Raw genomic sequence first — 20,777 nt, 5'->3', positions numbered from 1 at the left:
CGGAGCTTTGGCCTGCCGCGGCGTTCAGCTGTCGCGCGCGATGACGCGGTTGCGGCCCTCGCGCTTGGCCTCCTGCAGGCGCTGGTCGGCGCGCCGCAGCAGGCGCGACAGGTCGGCGCCCTCCTGCGGATACGTGGCGATGCCGGCGCTCAGGCTGAGGCGGAACGGCTCGCCGCCGCGCTCCGGCTCGAACGGGCGCTGCAGCAGCTGCCTGCGCAATTGGTCCACGCGCTCCCAGGCGCTGCCGATCGGCTTGCGCATCAGCAGCACGAATTCCTGGCCGCCGATGCGCACCAGGTTTTCGCCGGGCTCGGCGCCCTCGCGCAGGATCGACACCACGTGCTTGAGTGCGCGGTCGCCGGCACGATGGCCGGCTTCGTCGTTGACGCGCTTGAAGTGGTCCAGGTCGATCAGCGCGAGCGAGAGGGTGCTGCCGTCGCGCTGCACCGCATCCATCACCCGCGGCACGCGGTGCAGCAGCCAGACGCGGTTGGGCAGGCCGGTCAGGCCATCGGTGCCCGACATTTCCACCACGCGCTGCATGCGGAAGGTCACCATCACCGTGATCAGCGTGGTGATCGCCAGCAGCACGATCCGCTGCAGCTGGGTGCCGACGGTCACGGCGCCGTAGTCGGCGGAAATCAGTTCCTCCGGGGAGGAAGCCGATGCGATCGCCACCGTCGCCAGCACCGCGTATTCGACCAGCGCGAGCGCACCGGCGAAGATCGTCACCCGTGCATCGCCGCGCAGGGCGGTCAACACCAATGCGAGCAGGTAGCAACACCACACCACCATGCTGTTGAGCCCGGATGGCAGGTGGTTCATCGCCAGAACCACCAGCACCAGCGTCGCCGCGGTGACGTCGAAGGCGGAGCTGGCGAAGGGCAGCCAGCGGTGCTGGCGCTGCCGGTGCGCCAGCGCCAGCCAGACCTGCGCGAACACATTCACGAAGACCGCGCCGCCCAGGCCGATCATGGTCTCGCGGATGCTGCCGCCGCCCGCCGCGTTGATCAGCGGCAGCAGCAGCAACAGCAGGGCGATGACGGCGCGCAGGCGCGCGGCGATCAACTCGCCGCCGGAGCCGACTTCGAGCATCACTTCGTCGGGTTGTGCGAACAACAGCCGCAGCGTGTCGCGGATCTGGCGTAGCAAGGCCTGCACGAGTCTCCCCAGACGGATCGGAACAATCCGATGATGGCGGCGGTAGCATGCACGCCCTTGCGGACGATTTCACGGAGTTCCCATGCAATACCGTCGTCTAGGCTCCTCCGGCCTGCAGTTGTCGGCCCTGTCCTTCGGTGCCTGGCTCACCTTCGGCGCGCAGATCGGCCGTGGGGCGTCGCGCGATCTGGTCGCCGCCGCCTGGGACCACGGGGTCAATTTCTTCGACAACGCCGAGGGCTACGCCAACGGCATGGCGGAAGCCGTGATGGGCGATGTCATCGCCGACCTGCGCCTGCCGCGCGATGGCTACTGCGTGTCGAGCAAGGTGCTGTTCGGTTCCGCCGTCGATCCGCGGCCGACGCAGCGCGGGCTGTCGCGCAAGCACGTCACCGACGCCTGCCACGCCGCGCTCAAGCGTCTGCGCGTGGACTATCTCGATCTGTATTACTGCCACCGTCCCGATCCGGACACGCCGGTCGAAGAAACCGTCTGGGCGATGGACGCGCTGATCCGCCAGGGCAAGGTGCTGTACTGGGGCACGTCGGAGTGGCCCGCCGCGATGATCCGCGAGGCTCATCGCGTCGCCCGCGCGGCGAACCTGCACGCGCCGAGCATGGAGCAGCCGCAGTACAACTTGCTGCACCGGGAACGCGTCGAACTCGAATACGCGCCGTTGTACGCCGAGCTTGGCCTGGGGACTACGACGTTCTCGCCGCTGGCTTCGGGCCTGCTGACCGGCAAGTACGCCGCTGGCAAGGGCGACGATGCGCGCCTCGACCGCGAGGGCATGGCCTGGCTGAAGCGGATAGTGATTGGCGACGACGAGGCGCATCGGATCGAGCGGTCGTCGCGTTTCGCCGCCGCGGCGAAGGAGATCGGCCATTCGCCGGCGACCTTGGGCATCGCCTGGTGCCTGCGCAATCCGCATGTCTCCAGCGTCATCCTCGGCGCGAGCCGCGTGGAGCAGCTGCTGCAGAACCTGCAGGCGCTGGAGTTGTACGAAACGCTGCCGGAGGATGCCTGGGCACGGCTCGAAGCGGCCGCTGCCTGAGGGCTGAGAGTGCGTGGGTTCGGATGGCTTGCAAAACAAATGAGAATCATTATCATTTGTTCGCACCCCAGCCGAGGCCCTATGCCATGCCCCTGCGCCCTGTCCTGCATCTGGTGAACCGACCGCTCCGCAACGAAGTCCTGTCGCCTCCAGCCGCGCATGCTTCCGTTGAAAGCAATGCCCTGCTGCGCGGTACCCGCGAGCTGCTGATCCGTCACGGCAACGAGGTCTATCGGCTGCGCCACACCCGCAACGACAAACTGATTCTGACCAAATAATTCTGACCGAGTAGTCAGCGCTTCCGCTGCGAAAGCGGCTCTCTCCCCCAGAAAAACTTGAGCCCCGTGCGTATGCAGCGGGGCTCTTTTTTTGATTTCGGACTGGTCGGAAGCTTCGTTGCGAGTCGACCGCGACTACAGCAAGGTCAGCGGTGACGGCGGCGGCGGCGGCGGTTCCGGCGCGGCGGGCGGCGGTGGCGCCGGAGGCGCGGGCATGGCCGGCACTGCCATGGACGCCGGTGCGCCGGCACGCGGCGGAGCCGGAGGGACAGGCGGCGCAGGCGGCGCCGGCGGCACGGGCAGGCGCAGCATCGCCCGCTCCGGCAGGGTCATGCGCGTGGCGAGCAGTTTGCGATCGCGCAGGTATTCGACGGCCACGGCCGATCCAGGCTCGTGCGAATGCGCGGCGGCCATCGCTTCGCGCGGCGTCTTCACGGCCTTGCCATCGACCTTCTTGAGCACGTCGCCAGCACGCAAGCCACCGCCCATGCCTTCGGGAATACTGAGGACCAGTACACCGCTGTCGGTGCCGAAGTAGCGGCCGAGATCCTTGTCTACCGAAGCGAGATTGAGGCCGTTCCAGCGGAAGGCTTCCGCCAGCAGCGGCATGCGGCAGTCATCGTCGTCGCAGGGAGCGCGTTCGATGATTTCGCGACGAATCTGCGGCGCGACGCCGCCGGGCGCGACATGCACCATGCGCGATTCGAATTCCACGGCGCCGTCGGGACGAACATGCATCGTTGGGGCACCCTCCATCGTCATCACGTCGCCGTTGGCCTCGTGCAACATGAGCAACTGATCGCCGCGCGTGGGCGTGACCTTCGCGCTGGCGGTGCGTCCCTCGCGTACGTAGGTCAGCGCGACCGGCGTTTTGTCGTCGAGCTTGCGAAGGCGCGCGCGCGCATCGGCCAGGCGGGATTCTCCTTCGGCGCCTACAAGCACCTTTCCTTCGATCGACGTGATGCGGTCGCCGCTGCGCAATCCGGCTTTGGCCGCTCCGCTTTCCGGGGTGACGGCAGCGACGCGCACGCCGGCACCGGCATCGCCCTCCAGGATCACGCCGAGCACAGGCCGCGGCAGCAGGCGTCGCTCGATGACCATGTCGGGCGTGCCGCCCAGGTCGCGCGAAAGTTCGGCGACGCGTTGCGCGGCGCGATGCAACTCTTCGCGCGCAGCGGCCAGTTCCTTCTGCTTGGCCGCATCGGGCGCCGCTTGCGCGAATGCGCCGAAGGCCAAGGTCAGCGCAATGGCGCTGGCCAGGGCGGTAGTGAGGGGGAGCGCTAGTTTCATGGGAACTCCGTGAGGAACTGAATGCCGTGACAGGTAGAGAAGGAATGGTCAGTCGACGCTGACCAACAGGGTTTCGTTCGACGCGCCTTGCGCCGCCAGCCAACGCGAGGTGGCTTCGACGCCGGCGAGTTGCTGCAACAGGTCGACGCGCTGCTGCCACAGTTCCTGCTGGCGCGACGGCGCCACATCGGATTGCGAAAGCGCGGCGTCGACCACCGCGATCCCGGCGTCGATCTCGCTGCTGAGCCATTCGTTGCTGGCATTGGCGACGCGTTCGTCGCGGGCCAGTGCGATCAGCGCTTCGAGTTGGGCGGATTGGAGCTTCAGCGGTCCGAGCGGATCGGCGGAGGTAGCGGTCGCATCGCTGGAAGGCAGCGAAACCGCGCTCGTCGCTGCGGGCGACTGCGCCACGGCCGTCTGCGCGAGCTGCGCCTGCGGATGAGGCTTGTGCACCGCCTTGCGATGCGCGGAGGCCAATCGCGCGGGCGAAGGCGTCGGGTCGGCATTCGCCGTTCCCGTGGAGGCGGTCGCGACAGGCGTGACCACATCCGGGTTGCGCGGTTCGGTGCGGGCCGGTGCGGCGGGCACAAGCACGCCGGGTGCCGTCGAAACGGTAGCCACGGCCGACGAAGGTGGCGCATCGCCGCCGCTCAGCCATTGCGACAACGGCGACCAGGCCGCGAGGACCAGCACGGCTGCACTGGCCACGCCGATCAGCCAGCTCATTCGGCGCTCGCGATGGGTCGTGCGCTGCCGCATTGCGGGCGCATCGACTCGATGGGCAATGCGGTTCCAGGTGTCGCCGGCGGGCACTTCCAGCGGCAGCGAAGCGAAGGCTTCGCCCCAGGTGCGTGGTGCGCCGTCCATGGCGGCGGCGGGAGCGAATTCATCAGGCATGGCGCACCTCGAACATAGAAGACGCGACGGGGCCGGCATTGCGCGTTTCGCTGCGTGCGGCCTCGCTCGTCGTGGCAGGCGTGTCGAGCAGCAGGCGCAGGCGGCGGCTGCCGCGCGCAAGCTGCGATTTGGAGAAGCTCGCGGTGCGTTGCATCAGCGTCGCGATCTCTTCGTGGGTATAGCCCTCGGCGTGGTACAGCCACAGCACACTGCGGGTCAGCGCGGGCAGCTGGGCCAGCGCGCGCTGCAGCTGCGCGGCATCCGCGGCGGCCGGTGGCGGTGGGGCGAGGTCTTCCAGCGCGGACTCGTCCTCGATCCCCACCTCGGTGTGGGTGCGCCGGCTGCGCAGGCGCATCAGTGCTTCGTTCACGGCGATCTGACGCAACCAGGCCCAGAACGGGCTGCCGCCTTCGCCGCTCGCCGCGCACCCGCGGAACTCGCCGACGCGGTTGAGTACTTTCAACATCGTGTCCTGCAGGACTTCCGCGGCATCCTCGCGGTCGCCGCACATGCGCAGGGCCAGGGTGAATACCGGTCGCTCGAACCAGCGATAGAGCTGCTCGAACGCCGGCCGCTCACCGGCGCGCGCACGGGCGAGCAGGCTGTCGGGTACGTCGATGGCGAAGGAGGAAGTGGTCGGCATCCAGGGTGAAGGATGCGCCCGGAGGGCAAACCGTCGCATGGGCCCGCGACAATTTTTCAAATCCCTTACGAACCGGGCCGCGCCGGCGGGTGATAACGGCAAACCACCGGCTTTGATTCCGGCGGAACCTGCCATCCAGCCAATATCAAAGGACGTACCTTCACGGCGCCTATACTGGCCGCAACTTCAGGGAGGGATCGCCATGTCTTTGGGTTCGCTGTTGGCCGCCGTGCTGCTGTTCGCCGGCGTGATCGTGTTGTTCAAGGCCGTCCGCATGGTGCCGCAGGGCTTCGAGTGGACGGTGGAGGCGTTCGGCAAGTACACCCACACGCTGACGCCGGGCCTGCACTTCCTGATGCCGATCTATCAGGGCGTCGGCCGCAAGATCAACATGATGGAGCAGGTGCTGGAAGTCCCCAGCCAGGACGTGATCACCAAGGACAACGCGGTGGTGAAGGTCGACGGCATCGTGTTCTTCTCGGTGCTGGACGCGGCCAAGGCGGCTTACGAGGTTGCGACGCTGGAGATCGCCATCCTCAACCTGGTGATGACCAACATCCGTACCGCGATCGGTTCGCTCGACCTGGACGAGTCCCTGTCCAAGCGCGACGAGATCAATGCCAAGGTGCTGGTGGCGGTGGACCAGGCGACGCATCCGTGGGGCATCAAGGTCAACCGCATCGAGTTGAAGGACATACAGCCGCCGCGCGACCTGGTCGACTCGATGGCGCGACAGATGAAGGCCGAACGCGAGAAGCGCGCCAACGTGCTCGAAGCCGAGGGCTTCCGCCAGGCGGCGATTCTCAAGGCCGAAGGCGAGAAGCAGTCGGTGATCCTGGAAGCCGAGGGCAACAAGGAAGCCGCGTTCCGCGCGGCCGAAGCGCGCGAGCGCCTGGCGGAGGCGGAAGCGAAGGCGACGCAGCTGGTTTCCGACGCGATCGCCGGTGGCAACGTGCAGGCGATCAACTACTTCGTCGCACAGAAATACATCGAGGCGTTCAAGGCGCTGGCCGAGGCGCCGAACCAGAAGTTCGTGATGATGCCGATGGAATCGGCAGGCGTGATCGGCTCGCTCGCGGGCATCGCCGAGCTGGCGAAGGATGCGATGAGCAAGACGCCGCCGCCGGTTCCAGGTCGAGGGAGCTGAGCCATGCGTTGGGACTGGCAGGTAGTGATCTGGGCGGCGTCGGCATTGCTGCTATTCGCCCTGGAGACGATGGCGCCGGGCGCGTTCATGCTGTGGCTTGGGTTCGCTGCGGCGGCCGTATTCGTAATCGTGTTGCTGTTCGACATTCCGGTGCTGGCGCAGGTGGCGCTGTTCGTGGTGCTCAGCTTCATCTCGATCCAGGTGTACCGGCGCTGGTTCCGCAACCGCGCGCGCGGCAGCGATCAGCCCACGCTCAACCGCCGGGCGCAGACCCTGGTCGGTCGCGTCGTGCCGCTGGAGCGCGCGATCGTCGCCGGCCGCGGACGCGTGCAGATCGCCGATGCGTTCTGGGAGGTCAGCGGGCCGGACCTCGCTGCGGGCACGCCGGTGCGCGTGGTGGCGGTGGAAGGTATGAGTCTGAAGGTGGAAGCGGTGGGGTAAGCGGTCCTTCAAGTTCCGAGAAGCGCGAAAGCCTGCATCTGGGACATGCGCAGGCGGGGCAGGCGGCGCCGGTGCGGTCTGCGTGACACGCCGTGAATCCGTCCATGGAGGCTTGTCGGCGGCATCCATGCCGCCGACAGTCACGCAGACCGCACCGGCACCGCCTGCCCTCCCACACATCTCGGGCGTGTTGGCAAAAAGCAAAAGCAACTCGCTTCGCTCGCCCCCTCATCTGCCCTTCGGGCATCTTCTCCCCGCACGCGGGGAGAAGAAGAGCGCATGGTCGAAGCGGCGAACTTCACGCTTGCGATTAGCGCTGCCCGCCGGGATGGGGGTGGCGGAGAGCGGACCATGGATGGTCCGCGGCCCGACTAAAGGCAGGACTGCCGTCCGGAGGGTCGCAGCCACCCCCATCCCGGCGGGTAGCGCGTCCTTCCGAAGCCGACCGACCGCTTTAAAAAAGCAAAGTCCCTGGATCCCCGCCTTCGCGGGGATGACGAGCAATCTTCAGTGCATCGCCGTATGGATGAGGCAAGCAGATTTCGTCGCGGCGCGGGATAATTGCCGACTTCCTTCCCCACGCTCCGCACGCCATGACGCAGAAGACCATTCTCAACGACACCCACCGCGCCCTGGGCGCCAAGATGGTCGACTTCGGCGGCTGGGACATGCCGATCCATTACGGCTCGCAGATCGACGAGCATCACCTGGTCCGCCAGGACGCCGGCATGTTCGACGTCTCGCACATGACCGTGGTCGATCTGCGCGGCGCGAAGGTGCGCGACTTCCTGCGCCACCTCGTCGCCAACTCGGTCGACAAGCTCAAGGTGCCGGGCAAGGCGCTCTATACCTGCATGCTCAACGCACAGGGCGGGGTGATCGACGACCTGATCGTCTACTACCGCGACGAAACCTTCTTCCGCCTCGTGGTGAACGCCGCGACGCGCGACAAGGACCTGACCTGGATCACCGAGCAGGCGAAGGCCTTCGACGTGAGCGCCACCGAGCGTCCGGACTTCGGCATGGTCGCCGTGCAGGGCCCGACGGCCCGCGAGAAAGTCCTGGGCCTCCTGCGCGAAGCGGATCGCACTGTGGTCGCCAAGCTCGGCAAGTTCGCCGCCGCAGAGGCGAAGACCGTCGACGGCGTCGATGTGTTCGTCGCCCGCACCGGCTACACCGGCGAGGACGGCTTCGAGATCATCGTGCCCGAAGCGCAGACCGTCGCCTTCTGGAACGCGCTGCTCACCGCAGGCGTGAAGCCGGCCGGCCTGGGCGCGCGCGATACGCTGCGCCTGGAAGCCGGCATGAACCTCTACGGCCAGGACATGGACGAAACCGTGTCGCCTTACGAGGCCGCGCTGGCCTGGACGGTCGCGCTCGACGCCCAAGCTGATGGAAAGCCGCGTGACTTCATCGGCCGCACCGTGCTCGAGGCACAGAAAGCAAATGGCGTGCCGAGGCAGATGATCGGCCTGGTCATGGACGAGAAGGGCGTGCTGCGCCACGGTCAGAAAGTGCTGACCGCACACGGCGACGGCGAGATCCTGTCGGGCACCTTCTCGCCGACGCTGGGCAAGGCGATCGCATTCGCGCGCGTGCCGGCCGGCGACATCCCGCTGGGCGCCGCGGGCAACGTCCGCGTCGATATTCGCGGCAAGGAAGTGCCGGTGCGCGTCGTGAAGTTTCCGTTCGTGCGCGACGGCAAGGCACAGGAAGGTATCTGATGCCTCCGGCCGCACCCGATCCCGGTGCGGCCATACTTGGCTACACCGGCGCGCCTTGATCCGACACGCCCACCCTTAGTTACACTACGCCCCCAACGCGTCCGCAGCGGCGGCGCGGCCCTCACAACCCATACGTTCGACGCACAGCAACGGAGCACCCCATGAGCGAGATCCCCGGCGACCTCAAGTTCCTCAAGTCCCACGAGTGGGCGCGCGTCGAAGGCGACGGCAAGGTCACCGTCGGCATCTCCGACCACGCGCAAGGTCTGCTGGGCGACCTGGTTTACGTCGAACTGCCCAACGTCGGCGACCGCGTCGAAGCCGGCAACGCCTGTGCCGTGGTCGAATCGGTGAAGGCGGCTTCCGACGTGTATGCGCCGGTGAGCGGCAAGGTCACCGCCGTCAACAGCGCGCTGACGGACAAGCCCGAGACGATCAACGAAGACGCCTACGGCGAGGGCTGGCTGTTCACCCTGGAGATCGAGGACGCCGAACAGCTCAACGAACTGCTCGCCCCCGACGACTACGCCGAGCTGCTCGAAGACGAAGACCACTGATCGCTTCCGGGCGCGCGGTGCGCGCCTTCAGCGTTCCTCCGATGCCGGCCTCGTGCCGGCATCGTCGTTTCCGGACGCCGTCAAAGCAGCACGGATTTCATCCGCAGGTCGCACGCGAAGCGGCGGCGCGTCGCGTATGCGGTCGCGAGTCCGCCGATGGAGCGCATCGCGAGACGACCGAAAGCGTGTCGCGTGTCCGCATCGACATGCGCGCACAGACTCCCGCGCGCGCCTCCAGGGGCAAAAAAGTTTGCGCAGTTTTCGCGCAAACGGGCTTGTGCGACGCCCAAACCGGCCTACCGGCCGTCGGCACATGACGACTGCCAAAATGGTCGTCGAGCGCCCGCGCGCGCCGATCGCCGATGCTGCGTCGTCTGCTCGACGCGAGCCGCGCTTGCATCTTCGTCGATTGCGAAATGCCTTTTTTTATGTGGTTTGGAAAATCGATCGGGATCGCGATGTTGTTGCCGGTACGCGCGTGGCGCGCATCCGCGTCGGCGCTCGCTGCGGCCGGCAAGCGAATGCCCGGAACCGCGCCGGAAAAAAAATTAGGTCGGATTGTTGACATCGCAAAAAACCGTGATTAGGTTTCGCCCAGCAGACGATACCTGCGGAACAGAGTGAGTCGAGCGATCGCGACAACGCAAAGTAAGAAACGGACCTCCGCCAGCAACAACAAAACGGTGGACGTTGGCGTCCTGTCCTTTGCGAAAACGAAGCTCACCTGCACGCAAATGAGTGACCGCCTCCAGCCCGGTTCGCCCAAAGCGGATCGGGTTTTTATTTGGGACGCGGTTACCCAGGCTCGGGGAGAGATTCCCGGGTCGCCCCTTCAGGCACGGTCGGGCCGGCCTGTCCTGATGGGAAACGCATTCGCTTTGGTGCGCCTGGCGCACCGGCGTTTGGTCGCGGGTTCGCCCGCGGCAGGTTTTGTACTGGGCTGTTGTTGACCCTGAAAGACCGACGCCCCGCGAGGGGCATGTTTTACAACTGACGAGGAGCCATACCATGGCCATGAAGAAAGCTGCTAAGAAGAAGCCCGCCGCCAAGAAGGCTGCGAAGAAGGTCGCTAAGAAGGCTGGCGCCAAGAAGGCCGCCAAGAAGACCGTGAAGAAGGCCGCCAAGAAGGCTGCCAAGAAGGTCGCCAAGCGTCCGGCGAAGAAGGCCGCCAAGAAGACCGCCAAGAAGACCGCGAAGAAGGCTGCCAAGAAGACCGCCAAGCGTCCGGCGAAGAAGGCTGCCAAGAAGACCGCGAAGAAGGCTGCCAAGAAGACCGCCAAGCGTCCGGCGAAGAAGGCTGCCAAGAAGACCGCGAAGAAGGCTGCCAAGAAGGCTGCCAAGCGTCCGGCGAAGAAGGCCGGCAAGAAGCGCGCTTCGAAGAAGTCGGCTGCTGCTGCCATGCCGGCCACCCCGGCGCCGATGATCTAAGTCATCGTCTAGAACAGAAAGTCCCGATTGCCGTAACACCCGCTCTCTCCCCGCAGCCCAGGCGGGGGGAGAGTTTTTTTTTCAGCTCATCAAAGCCCGGACATGGGCCACGCTGCACTCGCGCAGCGCCGTCAGGTCGTAGCCGCCTTCCAGCATCGACACCACCCGTCCGCCCGAGTGCTTCTCGGCGAGGGCGGCCAGTTTCGACGTGATCCAGGCGTAGTCGTCGGCTTCCAGCTGCAGCTGAGCCAGCGGGTCCAGGCGATGCGCATCGAAGCCGGCGGAGATCAGCAGCAGCTGCGGCCGGAATGCGTCGATCACCGGAAGCAGGGTTTCCGCCCAGGTCGCGCGGAACGCTTCACCGCCCGCGCCAGGCCGCAAGGGCGCATTGACCACGTTGCCGACGCCGCGCTCGTTCGCATAGCCGGTGTCCGGATACAGCGGCATCTGGTGCGAGCTCAGGTAGAGCACGCGCGGATCGCCCGCGAAGATCGCCTGGGTGCCGTTGCCGTGGTGCACGTCGAAATCGACTATGGCGACGCGCAATAGCCCATGCGTGTCCAAGGCGTGGGCAGCGGCGACGGCGATGCTGTTGAACAGGCAGAAGCCCATCGCTACCGACGGGGTCGCATGGTGGCCCGGCGGGCGCACCGCGCAGAACACACGCCGCGAGGCGGGATCGTCCGCTCGCGCGGCGATCACCGCATCGACGGCGGCCACGCCCGCGCCGGCGGCGCGCAAGGCGGCTTCGGCGGAGTCCTTCGATAGCACCGTATCGGGGTCCAGCGCGATCGCACTGGCGCCTACCGGCGTATCCAGCACCAGCCGCAGCAAGCCGTCGTCGTGCACGCGCAATAGCTGTCCACGCGTGGCGCGCGGCGCCTCTAGCCAGGCGATGTCGGGAAATGCGTCGCGCAAGGCCGCGACCACGCTTTCCAGGCGCGCGCGGCGCTCGGCATGGCCGGGGCCGGTGTCGTGCAGCAGACAGGCGGGATGCGAGTAGAAGTGCACGGGCGATCAGCCCTTGCGCCGCTCGTGGTTCCAGAGCACTTCGCCGTGGCCGCTGGCGCGCGCCAGCACGCGGGCCAGCACGAACAGCAGGTCGGAGAGACGGTTGAGGTAGCGCACCGCTTCCGGGCGCACGGCGTCGTGGCGCGACAGCGTGACCGTTTCGCGCTCGGCGCGGCGGACCACGGTGCGGGCGATGTGGCAGCGCGCCGCGGCTTCGCCACCGCCGGGGAGGATGAAGTCCTTCAGTGGCGGCAACGGCTCGTTGAACGCGTCCAGCTGCTGCTCAAGGCGCTCGATGTCCTCGGCGAAGATCGCTGCATGGCCGGGAATGCACAGCTCACCGCCCAGATCGAACAACTGGTGCTGCACCGATACCAGCAGGTTGCGCACGTCGTCCGGGAAGGTGCTGTCCGCGGCCGCGGTCGCCAGGATCAAGCCGATGCAGGAGTTCGCTTCGTCCACCGTGCCGTAAGCAGCGACGCGCGCCGAATCCTTGGCGACGCGGCTGCCGTCGCCCAGGCCGGTGGTGCCGTCGTCGCCGGTACGCGTGTAGATCTTGGAGAGGCGGTTGCCCATGGGTCAGGAAAAAGCGGGAGCGCTTGCTCCCGCTCCCGCATCACACCGTCTGCGCCTGCAGCACCGGCATACGCTGACGCAGCAGGCTGAAGCCGCCGAACAGCAGCGCCGAGAAGAACAGCGTGCCCAGCAAGGTGCCCTGGAAGAACGGGATGCCGGCGATGTAGGCCGTCATCAGCCCGGCCGCATTCTGCGGATACATCGACGAGCCGATCCACGCGGCGAAGTTGGTCACCAGGAAGAACAGCACCGAGCCGGCCAACGAGAAGCCAAGCACGCGCAGCGCGTTCACCTTGCCGCGCAGGCCGAAGCCCAGCACGCTCGACAGGGCGATGCAGCCATAGACCAGCCAGAAGCTGGTGCTGCCGAAATAGGTGGCGTAGGTGCCGCCATGGATCTGCGCGAGTACCAGGTCCGACACCAGCAGGCCAGCGAGCGGGACCAGCACGGCCAGCCAGCGCGAGGCGAAGTACGCGCCGCCGAACAGCGCGATGGCTTCCACCGGCGAGAAGTTCCACGGATGCGGGGCCACGCGCGTGAGCGCGGCGACGAGGATCATGGCGCCGAGGACCAGCGGACCGGGAGCAAAGGAAGTAATCGGACGATTCATGGCAGCAGACTTGTAGGGGCCGGACGCAGGCCAGTGGGCCTGAGGTCCGTTAGCATAACGCAATGCCCCAGACCGACTTGTCTCCGCTGTCCGCCCCCGGCGAACGCGCCACGCATGACGTACTGATCATTGGCGGCGGGCTCGTCGGCGCCAGCCTCGCGATCGCCCTGGACCGGCTCGGGCTGGACGTGGGCCTGGTCGAGGCCGCGGCGCCGGGCGCGCTGCCGGCGGTCTTCGACGAGCGCAATCTCAGCTTCGCCGAAGCCACGGTCAACGCCCTCACCGCGCTGGGCGTGATGCAGAAACTGCGCGCGCCGACCGGCGCGATCGAACGCATTCACGTCAGTCGCCGCGGCGACTTCGGCCGCACGCTGCTCGATGCCGCGAAGTACGGGCGGCGCGAGTTCGGCCGGGTGGTGGTCGCGCGCGACTTCGGCGAGGCGCTCGAAGCACGCCTGGGCGAACTGACGCGCCTGCGCCGCTATCGCCCGGCGCGATTCCTCGGCCTGGCCGACACCGATGGCCCGGTACGCGCCGTGCGCGTCGCCAGCGAAGCCGGCGAGCAAGTATTGCAAGCACGCCTGTTGGTCGCCGCCGACGGCACCCGCAGCGTTGTGCGCGAGGCCCTCGCGATCGGCACGGAAGAACACGACTACGAGCAGACCTTGTTCGTCACCCGCCTGCGCAGCGAACGCGCGCCGGACGGCACGGCCTATGAGCGTTTCGATGCGGCCGGACCCACGGCGCTGCTGCCGCGCGGGGATCGCTGCTACGGCCTGGTGCATGCCGTTCCGAGCGAAGAAGCCGACGCCGTCGCCGCGCTCGATGAAGCGGCTTTCCTGGCCCACGCGCAGCAGGTGTTCGGCTGGCGCGCCGGCCGCTTCCTCGGCTGCGGTCCTCGCAGCGCCTATCCGATCGTGCGCGTGATGGCCCAAGCATTGACGGCGCCACGCGCGGTGCTGGTGGGCAATGCCGCGCAGACGATCCATCCCATCGGCGCGCAGGGTTTCAACCTGGGACTGCGCGATGCCCTCACGCTCGCGGAACTGATCGAAGCCGCGCAACACGCGGCGGCGCGCTCCGGTACCGCCTTGGACTGCGGCGATGCCGCGCTGCTGCAGCGCTATGCAGAAAGGCGCCGCGAAGATCGCGCGCGCACCGTGGCGTTCTCGGATGGTCTGGCGCGGCTCACGTCCAACGACGCGGGCTTCTTGCGGCCGTTGCGCAGCCTCGGTTTGTTCGCCGCGGACCGCCTGCCATCGGCACAAGCCTTCCTCGTCGGGGCGGCGATGGGTTATCGCGGCGACGTACCCGCGTTGTGCCGGGCCGAAGCCCAGGCGGGTGCGGCATGAGCCGGCGCGACGCCATCGACATCGCCATCGTCGGCGCGGGTGTGGTCGGCGCCGCCACGGCGCTGGCCCTCGCACGCGACGGCTGGCGCGTCGCCCTGGTCGAGGCGCGCGAGCCGCCGCGCTGGCGTGCGGAATCGCCGGACCTGCGCGTGTACGCCTTCGCCCCCGACAACGCGGCGCTGCTGGCGGATCTGGGGGTGTGGAACGCCATTGCCGCGGCGCGCGTGCAGCCCTATCGCGGCATGCGCGTGTGGGACGCGGCTGGCGGCGATGAATTGCGCTTCGATGCCGATGCCTTCGGGCGCCGCGAGCTGGGCTGGATCGTCGAGAACAACCTGCTGGTCGATCGGCTGTGGAACGCGCTGCCGGGTGCCGGCGTGCGTGTGCTGTGTCCCGCGCAGGTAGCGGCGTTGGAACAGGACGCCGATTCGGCCACGCTCGAGTTGGAGGACGGCTCGCGCCTGCGCGCACGTCTCGTCGTCGCGGCCGACGGCGGCGATTCGCGGCTGCGCTCGCTCGCCGGCATCGAGACCTATACCCACGATTACGGCCAGAACGGACTGGTCGCCTTCGTCGATCACGAGCGGCCGCACGAGGCTACGTGCTGGCAGCGCTTCCTGCCAACGGGACCGCTCGCATTTCTGCCATTTGTTGGCGCAGAGGGCACCGATGCGGATGGCCACCGCAGCTCGATCGTGTGGACGCTGCCCGAAAGCGAAGCCCTGCGCTTGCTGCAGGTCGACGAGGCCGCCTTCCTGCAGGAACTGGAGCGCGCCTTCGCCGGCACGCTGGGCGCCCTCACCGCCGTCTCCAAGCGCGTGGCCTTCCCCTTGCGGCGTCAACTGGCGCAGGCGCACGTCGCCGGGCGCGTCGTGGTGATCGGCGATGCCGCGCACGTCGTGCATCCGCTGGCGGGGCAGGGCGTCAACCTCGGCCTGCGCGACGTGGCCGCGCTGCGGACGACGCTGCAACGGCAGCACGCGGCGGGCCGCGATCCGGCCGCCGCCGCGGCGCTGGCGCGCTGGGCACGCGAACGCCGCAGCGAAAATGCCATCGCCGCCTATTCCTTCGACGGCCTCAACCGGTTGTTCTCCAACGATCATCTGCTGACCACGCTGGCACGCGGCCCGCTGCTCGGCCTGGTGGGCAAGCTGCCGCCGTTGCGGCATGCGTTCTGGCGCCACGCCGCCGGCCTCTAGGCTGTGTTGGCCGCTGGAATAAAAAACGCCCCGCATCGAGCGGGGCGTTTCTTTTCGCGGTAGCGCGCGATCAATTGATCACATTGTCCGTTTCGGTACGCGACAGGCGGCCGTTATGGTCGGTGTCGAGTTTGCCGAACTGCTTCTGCACGTCCGCGTTCTTGGCCGCTTCGCGACGCGAGAGTGCGCCGTCCTGATCGGTATCCAGCGCGCGGAATTCCGGCCGGTAGCCGGCCGCGATCGGATCGCCCGGATGCGAGGTGACGGTGACATTCGCCGTCGGCAGCATCACGCTGGTCGCGTTTGCGCCCACGGCGGTGGTCGCGCTGGCCGCAGCGGCGGTGCCGGCGGTCGATTGCATCGCGGCCGAGGCGTCGTTGGACGTCATGGCGTCCGCGTCATTGCTGGTCGTCGCCGCGGCCGCCGCATCGTTCGAGGTGGTCGTGGCGCCGGTGGTGTCCGTCTGCTCCTTTTTCGGTTCCGTCGTCGTGCTGGCGTCGTTGCTGGTCGTCGTCGACGTGTCCGTGGTCGGTGGCGTGGTCTGCTTGTAGGTTTCAGCCTGGGTTTGCGCCTGCGTCTGTGCCGACTGCGTGGCTGCGGTCGCGGGCGGCGCGTCCTGTGCGAATGCGACACCGGTCAGACCCACCGCAATGGCGGCGAGCAGCGCTTTGTTCAACAGGGTCTTGTCCATGAGTGACCTCCGATGCGGGGAAGACTCATCGACCCTAGACCCTTTCCTATCAATCTCACGTAAATCCGCGGGCGAAAATGCGGGCAAACGCGCGTCCGCGTAAATACTTGTGCACGCGGCGTGAAGCCTTCGCTTTATCGCGGTGAAGCCACCGTTGCAAAAACGGTAATTTCTTCGCGATCGTGGTAGAGCTGCCGCGCGCGTATCATCATGGGCTTCTGCGCCTGCTGTTGGAACAGGTCCAGGCACAGCCGCGTTTCCTCCCAGCGCTTCTTCATCGGCAATTTGAGATTGAAGATCGCGTGCCGGCACCAGCCTTCGCGCAGCCAGGTGGCCATGCGCTCGGCGACGCGACGCGGCTGCTCGACCATGTCGCACACCATCCAGTCCAGCGGTGCCTTCGGTTGCCAGTGGAAGCCGTCCGCACGCAGATGGTCGACGCGACCGCTGTCGAGCAGGTGCTGGCGCAGCGGGCCGTTGTCGACCGAGGTGACGTGCAGGCCGTTGCGCACCAGCACCCAGGTCCATCCGCCCGGTGCGGCGCCCAGGTCGGCGCCACGCATGCCGTCGCGCAGCAGGCGCGCGCGCTCGTCTTCGTCGAGCAGCGTGATCAGGGCTTCTTCGAGCTTGAGCGCGGAGCGGCTCGGCGCATCCGGATGCATGCGCAGCCGTGGAATTCCCAGCGGCCAGGGCGCGCTGTCGCGCGGCTCGCTGCGGGCGAGCACGATGTGATCGCCGGCGAGGAAGGCCACGTGTAGCCGCGGCCGTTTGGCATCGTCCTCGCGCGTCAGCCAGCCGGCCTTGCGCAGCGCCGGGCGCAGCGCATTGCCGAAGCTGCGCGCCAGGCCGGCCAGCGGCTTGCCTTCGTCGGAGTCGGGATGCTCGACCCACAGATCGCCGAACGGCTGGCCCGCCGTCGCCGCTGCTTCCAGCGCGGCCAGGATCGGTGCGATGCGGTCCTTGGGGTCGATGCCGCGCAAATCCGCCAGCCGCAGCAGTTTCTGCCGGGCGAAGATCAGCGAGGCGAAGGGCAGGGCGCGCGACAGCGCCTGCGCATCGTCGCTGATGAATTCGACGAAGCCGCTGTTGCGCTGCGTGCGGGCATAGCCGGGTACGTTCGCCAGTGCGGCGCGCTCGGTCAGCTCACCCGCCAGTTCGGGTTCGAAGCCGGCACGGCACCAGCAGAACAGGGCATCGACGGTCATGTCCTCGACAGCGCCCGACTCAGTAAAGCTCGCCGCCGGCGGCGCCGTAATGACGCAACACCTCGCGCGCTTCGTCGCGGCACAGGTCGCGGGTGACGGCGATGCCGCGGTGCTCCAGTTCGCCGATCCAGTCGGCGGGCAGCGGGCCTTCGTCGAACTCGGTGAGCTCCTCGACGTCCTCGCTGCGCGCACCGATCAGCAAACGGTCCACGCCGGCCCACACGGTGGCGCCATAGCACTGGCAGCAGGGCTGCGAGGACGTGGCCAGGGTGATCGGGCCGATCGGCTGGTCGTCCGCATCGCGATTCAGGCGTGCTCGCTGGGTGCGCTGTTGCGCGAGCATGTACGCCATCATTTCGGCGTGCGCGACCGAGCACGCGTGCGGCACCACGCGATTCACGCCGATGGCGATGATGCGATCGTCGGGGCCGAAGACCGCGGCGCCGAACGGGCCACCGCTGTTCTCTTCTACGTTGATGCGCGACAGCTCGATCGCCAGCGCGACTTTGTCTTCGTCGCTGGCGTAGGCGCGGTCGGTGTCGACGCTGTCGTGGACCCAGGCGGGGAGGGTGAGATGGATCTGCGCGTAGAGCATCACTGCACGACCTGACTGGAGACGGATTCGCAACGGCCCTGCTTGCAGCTGCAGGACGAGATTTCCTGGAACCCGCACACCGACGCCATGCCTTTCTTCGCGCATTCGGCCTGGACACCCTTCGGGTCGGTGGGGCTGTTGCGGTTCACGCACGCGGGGTAGTAGCCGCAGCAGTTGCCGACGTTCTTCACGCTGCAGTCGGCGTCGACTTTGCAGCTCATGTCGACGATGCCGGGCTTGTTGCCCGGCTCGACTGGCTCGGCCGGCAACGGCCCACTCATGCGTGGAGGCTTTTTCGGCGTCGGCGGCGTCGCCTGCTTCTGCGCGGGATCGGCCGCGTGCGCAACCGGTGCAGGTTGCGCCGCCGGTGCCTGCGCAGCGGCCGCCTTCGCGTCGGTCTGCGTCTCGCCATTGGTTGCCGGTGCCGCACAGGCGGCGAGTGCGGACAGCATCAGCGCCCACGCCGTAGCGCGCAGGGTTCGACGAAGTCCGCTCGGCATCCTCATGGCGACGCGCCTCAGGCCTTGCCCGACCAGGTGTCGCGCAGCGTGACGCTGCGATTGAACACCGGCCGGGCGGGGGTGTGGTCGTAGCGGTCGGCGACGAAGTAGCCGATGCGTTCGAACTGGTAGGACTGCTCCGGCGCGGCCTGCGCGGCGGCCGGCTCGACATAGCCGGTGACGACGCGGCGCGCGTCCGGATTCATGTAATCCTTGTAGGTCTTGCCGCCTTCTTCGTTGTCCGGATCGGGTACGACGAACAGGCGGTCGTACAGGCGCACTTCCGCTTCGACGGCGTGCTGCGCGCTGACCCAGTGGATCGTGCCCTTGACCTTGCGGTTGGCGCCTTCCATGCCCGGGCGCGATGCCGGATCGAGCGTGCAGCGCAATTCGATCACCTTGCCGTCCGCGTCCTTCACCACCTCGTCGCAACGGATGATGCCAGCGCCACGCAGGCGCACGTCGCCGCCCACGGTGAGGCGCTTGAAGCCCGGCGGCGGCACTTCCTCGAAGTCTTCCCGCTCGATCCACAACTCGCGCGAGAACGGCACCTGACGCTCGCCCTGCGCCGCATCCTTGGGATGGTTGGAGAAGGTCAGCGCTTCCGTGTGGCCTTCCGGCAGATTGCTGAGCGTCAGCTTGAGCGGATCGATCACCGCCATGCGGCGCGGCGCGTGCGCATCGAGGTCGTCGCGCAGCGCGCCTTCCAGGATCGAGATGTCCAGCAGCGAGTTCTGCTTGCTGATGCCGACGCGATCGACCATCAGGCGCAGCGCGGACGGCGTGTAGCCGCGACGGCGGATGCCCTGCAGCGTCGGCATGCGCGGATCGTCCCAGCCGTCGACCAGGCCTTCGGTCACCAGCGCCATCAGCTTGCGCTTGCTCATGACCAGGTAATTGAAGTTCAGGCGCGAGAACTCGATCTGGCGCGGCTTGCTGGCTTCGAACGGCAGGCCTTTCTCGGTGAGCGGCTGCACCAGCTCCGGCGAATGCGCCAGGTCGACCTTGTCCACGCACCAGTCGTAAAGCGGGCGGTGGTCTTCGAATTCCAGCGTGCACAGCGAATGGGTGATGCCCTCGACCGCATCGCTGAGCGAATGGGCGAAGTCGTACATCGGATAGATCGGCCACGCGTTGCCGGTGTTCTGGTGCTCGACGTGCTTGATCCGGTACAGCGCCGGATCGCGCAGGTTGATGTTGCCGCTGGCCATGTCGATCTTGGCGCGCAGGGTGCGCGCGCCGTCGGGGAATTCGCCGGCGCGCATGCGGCGGTAGAGATCGAGATTCTCCTCGACGCTGCGGTCGCGGTACGGCGAGTTGCGGCCGGGCTCGGTCAGGGTGCCGCGGTATTCGCGCACCTGTTCGGCGCTGAGGTCGCAGACGAAGGCGTCGCCCTGACGGATGAGCTTCTCGCCGGCGCGGTACAGCACATCGAAATAGTCGGAGGCATGGCGCAGGTCGTGCCATTCGAAGCCCAGCCAGTGCACGTCGTCCTGGATGGCGCGGACGTACTCGGGGTCTTCCTTGGCCGGATTGGTGTCGTCCAGGCGCAGGTTGCACTCGCCGCCGAACTCGCGGGCGACGCCGAAGTCCAGGCAGATCGCCTTGGCGTGGCCGATGTGAAGATAGCCGTTGGGCTCGGGCGGGAAGCGGGTCTTGATCGCCTGATGCTTGCCGCTGGCGAGGTCCTCGCGAACGATCTGCCGGATGAAGTCCTGCTTTTCCGGGGCGGCGTGCTCCGAAGTCGAGGCGGCGGGGGCAGTAGTGTTCGGCGTGACGGACATGCGGGACGGCGGAAGCGAGGGAGAACGCGAAGTTTAGCGCGCCGCGCGCCGCCCCCACCCCCAATGCCCGCTAAGCTCCCCCCATGACCAACCTCAACCTCCTCATCCGCGACGTCCCCGACTTCCCCAAGCCGGGCGTGGTCTTCAAGGACATCGGCCCGTTGCTGGCCGATCCGACCGGCTTCGCGGCCTGCATCACCGCCCTGGCCGCCCCGTGGCGGAACCTGCCGGTGGACGCGGTCTGCGGGATCGAATCGCGCGGTTTCATCTTCGGCGCGGCGATGGCGCTGGAACTGAAGACCGGCTTCGTGCCGCTGCGCAAAGTCGGCAAGCTGCCGCCGCCGACCGTGGGTGTGGACTACGACCTGGAGTACGGCAGCGCGCGGCTTGAGATCGGCGCGCAAGGGCTACCGCCGGGCGCGCGCGTGCTGGTGGTGGACGACGTACTGGCCACGGGCGGCACTCTCGACGCCGCGCGGCGCCTGCTGGAAGCCATCGGAGCCCAGGTGGTCGGGGCCGGCGTGGTGATCGAGATCGATGCGCTGAACGGACGCATGCGCTGGCCGGATGCCGCCGTCCCATTACGCGCGCTCTTGCACTGCTGAGGCGTATGCTGACTCCGCGCAGCCGCGGA

The 20,777-nt window shown here is 67.6% G+C and carries 23 protein-coding genes; 11 read left to right on the top strand and 12 right to left on the bottom strand.

The window, feature by feature from the left end; genetic code table 11:
• Positions 1-24: 24 nt before the first annotated feature.
• Positions 25-1,161, bottom strand: coding sequence for a GGDEF domain-containing protein (locus tag ACYVJ8_RS11140; protein WP_460712332.1), 1,137 nt, complete (start codon positions 1,159-1,161; stop codon positions 25-27).
• A gap of 82 nt (positions 1,162-1,243) precedes the next feature.
• Between ACYVJ8_RS11140 and ACYVJ8_RS11135 the strand changes: the two genes are divergently transcribed.
• Together ACYVJ8_RS11135 and hemP are read left to right on the top strand one after the other, a co-directional pair.
• Positions 1,244-2,215 (top strand): aldo/keto reductase, encoded by a 972-nt coding sequence (locus ACYVJ8_RS11135; RefSeq protein ID WP_460712330.1) that lies wholly within the window; start codon positions 1,244-1,246, stop codon positions 2,213-2,215.
• Positions 2,216-2,301: 86 nt separating this feature from the next.
• Positions 2,302-2,493, top strand: coding sequence for a hemin uptake protein HemP (gene hemP, locus ACYVJ8_RS11130; protein ID WP_460712328.1), 192 nt, complete (start codon positions 2,302-2,304; stop codon positions 2,491-2,493).
• Between the two features lie 135 nt (positions 2,494-2,628).
• Here hemP and ACYVJ8_RS11125 read toward each other — a convergent pair whose 3' ends face one another.
• Genes ACYVJ8_RS11125 through ACYVJ8_RS11115 form a run of 3 tightly spaced genes read right to left on the bottom strand, consistent with a single transcriptional unit; the run spans position 2,629 to position 5,323 of the window.
• Positions 2,629-3,783, bottom strand: a complete 1,155-nt coding sequence (locus ACYVJ8_RS11125) for a PDZ domain-containing protein (RefSeq protein ID WP_460712326.1) — start codon at positions 3,781-3,783, stop codon at positions 2,629-2,631.
• Positions 3,784-3,831: 48 nt separating this feature from the next.
• On the bottom strand, positions 3,832-4,680 hold the full coding sequence (locus ACYVJ8_RS11120; protein WP_460712324.1) for a hypothetical protein: 849 nt from the start codon (positions 4,678-4,680) through the stop codon (positions 3,832-3,834).
• Complete coding sequence (locus tag ACYVJ8_RS11115) at positions 4,673-5,323, bottom strand: RNA polymerase sigma factor (protein WP_460712322.1); 651 nt, start codon at positions 5,321-5,323, stop codon at positions 4,673-4,675. Before ACYVJ8_RS11115 ends, ACYVJ8_RS11120 begins: the two co-directional genes overlap by 8 nt.
• A 202-nt stretch (positions 5,324-5,525) precedes the next feature.
• On the opposite strand from ACYVJ8_RS11115, the gene ACYVJ8_RS11110 reads away from it, so the two are divergent.
• The 6 genes from ACYVJ8_RS11110 to ACYVJ8_RS11085 all read left to right on the top strand — a co-directional run bounded on the left by ACYVJ8_RS11110 (position 5,526) and on the right by ACYVJ8_RS11085 (position 10,620).
• A complete protein-coding gene (locus ACYVJ8_RS11110) occupies positions 5,526-6,470 on the top strand; it encodes an SPFH domain-containing protein (RefSeq protein ID WP_460712320.1) in 945 nt (314 codons plus the stop codon).
• A 3-nt stretch (positions 6,471-6,473) separates the two neighbouring features.
• Entirely contained in the window at positions 6,474-6,911 is a 438-nt protein-coding gene (locus ACYVJ8_RS11105; protein ID WP_460712318.1) for an NfeD family protein, read from the top strand.
• A gap of 593 nt (positions 6,912-7,504) precedes the next feature.
• Positions 7,505-8,635 carry a glycine cleavage system aminomethyltransferase GcvT gene (gene gcvT, locus ACYVJ8_RS11100; protein WP_460712316.1) on the top strand — a complete coding sequence of 377 codons (1,131 nt, stop codon included), beginning with the start codon at positions 7,505-7,507 and terminating at the stop codon, positions 8,633-8,635.
• 161 nt (positions 8,636-8,796) lie between these two features.
• Positions 8,797-9,192: a glycine cleavage system protein GcvH gene (gene gcvH, locus ACYVJ8_RS11095; RefSeq protein ID WP_460712314.1), complete on the top strand. Its 396-nt coding sequence runs from the start codon at positions 8,797-8,799 to the stop codon at positions 9,190-9,192.
• 362 nt (positions 9,193-9,554) lie between these two features.
• Positions 9,555-9,779, top strand: coding sequence for a hypothetical protein (locus tag ACYVJ8_RS11090; protein ID WP_460712312.1), 225 nt, complete (start codon positions 9,555-9,557; stop codon positions 9,777-9,779).
• A 421-nt stretch (positions 9,780-10,200) separates the two neighbouring features.
• Positions 10,201-10,620, top strand: coding sequence for a hypothetical protein (locus tag ACYVJ8_RS11085; RefSeq protein WP_460712310.1), 420 nt, complete (start codon positions 10,201-10,203; stop codon positions 10,618-10,620).
• Between the two features lie 81 nt (positions 10,621-10,701).
• Here the strand turns inward: ACYVJ8_RS11085 and ACYVJ8_RS11080 are convergent, their stop codons facing one another.
• From ACYVJ8_RS11080 to ACYVJ8_RS11070, 3 genes are read right to left on the bottom strand one after another with little or no spacing between them, the layout of a single operon-like run.
• Positions 10,702-11,631, bottom strand: coding sequence for a histone deacetylase family protein (locus ACYVJ8_RS11080; protein ID WP_460712308.1), 930 nt, complete (start codon positions 11,629-11,631; stop codon positions 10,702-10,704).
• A 6-nt stretch (positions 11,632-11,637) separates the two neighbouring features.
• Complete coding sequence (locus ACYVJ8_RS11075; RefSeq protein ID WP_460712306.1) at positions 11,638-12,207, bottom strand: cob(I)yrinic acid a,c-diamide adenosyltransferase; 570 nt, start codon at positions 12,205-12,207, stop codon at positions 11,638-11,640.
• A 40-nt stretch (positions 12,208-12,247) separates the two neighbouring features.
• Positions 12,248-12,817, bottom strand: coding sequence for a DUF6580 family putative transport protein (locus tag ACYVJ8_RS11070; protein WP_460712304.1), 570 nt, complete (start codon positions 12,815-12,817; stop codon positions 12,248-12,250).
• A 62-nt stretch (positions 12,818-12,879) separates the two neighbouring features.
• Between ACYVJ8_RS11070 and ubiH the strand changes: the two genes are divergently transcribed.
• Both ubiH and ACYVJ8_RS11060 read left to right on the top strand, forming a co-directional pair.
• Positions 12,880-14,169 (top strand): 2-octaprenyl-6-methoxyphenyl hydroxylase, encoded by a 1,290-nt coding sequence (gene ubiH / locus ACYVJ8_RS11065; RefSeq protein ID WP_460712302.1) that lies wholly within the window; start codon positions 12,880-12,882, stop codon positions 14,167-14,169.
• Entirely contained in the window at positions 14,166-15,368 is a 1,203-nt protein-coding gene (locus ACYVJ8_RS11060) for an FAD-dependent oxidoreductase (RefSeq protein ID WP_460712300.1), read from the top strand. Before ubiH ends, ACYVJ8_RS11060 begins: the two co-directional genes overlap by 4 nt.
• 70 nt (positions 15,369-15,438) lie before the next feature.
• On the opposite strand, the gene ACYVJ8_RS11055 is transcribed toward ACYVJ8_RS11060, so the two are convergent.
• The 5 genes from ACYVJ8_RS11055 to ACYVJ8_RS11035 all read right to left on the bottom strand — a co-directional run bounded on the left by ACYVJ8_RS11055 (position 15,439) and on the right by ACYVJ8_RS11035 (position 20,143).
• A complete protein-coding gene (locus ACYVJ8_RS11055) occupies positions 15,439-16,059 on the bottom strand; it encodes an EF-hand domain-containing protein (protein WP_460712298.1) in 621 nt (206 codons plus the stop codon).
• Between the two features lie 134 nt (positions 16,060-16,193).
• Complete coding sequence (gene rlmM, locus ACYVJ8_RS11050; protein ID WP_460712296.1) at positions 16,194-17,264, bottom strand: 23S rRNA (cytidine(2498)-2'-O)-methyltransferase RlmM; 1,071 nt, start codon at positions 17,262-17,264, stop codon at positions 16,194-16,196.
• A 19-nt stretch (positions 17,265-17,283) separates the two neighbouring features.
• The gene (locus ACYVJ8_RS11045) at positions 17,284-17,859 is read right to left on the bottom strand and encodes a nucleoside deaminase (protein WP_460712394.1); all 576 of its coding nucleotides are present in this window, start codon (positions 17,857-17,859) and stop codon (positions 17,284-17,286) included.
• Positions 17,859-18,140 (bottom strand): hypothetical protein, encoded by a 282-nt coding sequence (locus tag ACYVJ8_RS11040; RefSeq protein WP_460712392.1) that lies wholly within the window; start codon positions 18,138-18,140, stop codon positions 17,859-17,861. The genes ACYVJ8_RS11045 and ACYVJ8_RS11040 overlap by 1 nt, the downstream gene beginning before the upstream one ends.
• Before the next feature lie 236 nt (positions 18,141-18,376).
• Entirely contained in the window at positions 18,377-20,143 is a 1,767-nt protein-coding gene (locus ACYVJ8_RS11035; RefSeq protein ID WP_460712294.1) for a glutamine--tRNA ligase/YqeY domain fusion protein, read from the bottom strand.
• An 83-nt stretch (positions 20,144-20,226) separates the two neighbouring features.
• On the opposite strand from ACYVJ8_RS11035, the gene ACYVJ8_RS11030 reads away from it, so the two are divergent.
• A complete protein-coding gene (locus tag ACYVJ8_RS11030; protein WP_460712292.1) occupies positions 20,227-20,748 on the top strand; it encodes an adenine phosphoribosyltransferase in 522 nt (173 codons plus the stop codon).
• The last annotated feature ends 29 nt before the right edge of the window (positions 20,749-20,777 follow it).

This window comes from Lysobacter terrae (assembly GCF_054782215.1).
The sequence above is the reverse complement of the archived record's forward strand: the minus strand, read 5'-3'. Positions and strand labels throughout refer to the sequence as shown.